General features: G+C 58.6%; 1 protein-coding gene. It reads right to left on the bottom strand.

What is annotated here, in order from left to right:
• The coding region (locus tag PL640_RS25580; RefSeq protein ID WP_271363878.1) for an alanine:cation symporter family protein at positions 1 to 367 on the bottom strand (367 nt) is incomplete at both ends.

The raw sequence follows: 367 nt of genomic DNA, 5'->3' as shown, positions 1-367 counted from the left end.
CCCCAGAGTACCATCAACAGCAGCCCGATACGCGCTGACGTCAGACCGATCTTGTTGTCCAATCCAAGATAGACCAGAGCATTCTCGGCATAGGAATAGTTGCCGAGCACCGAAGTCCAGGCGAAGAAGAAGATCGCGATCGCAATGAAGTAATGCCCTGCACCGCCGATATGGGCAGTCAAGGCAGCCTGGGTTAGTGGCGTACCGGTCAACTCGCCGCCCGGCACAAGCACCCCGGACAGCACGATCATCAGCCCTGTTGCGGTGCAGATCAATAGCGCATCGATGAAGACGCCAAGCGCCTGCACCATGCCTTGCGAGGAGGGGTGATGTGGATTGGGTGTGGCAGCTGCGGCAATGTTCGGCG

This window comes from Agrobacterium sp. ST15.16.024, assembly GCF_027956545.1.
GTDB classification, from domain to species: domain Bacteria; phylum Pseudomonadota; class Alphaproteobacteria; order Rhizobiales; family Rhizobiaceae; genus Agrobacterium; species Agrobacterium cucumeris.
The sequence above is the reverse complement of the archived record's forward strand: the minus strand, read 5'-3'. Positions and strand labels throughout refer to the sequence as shown.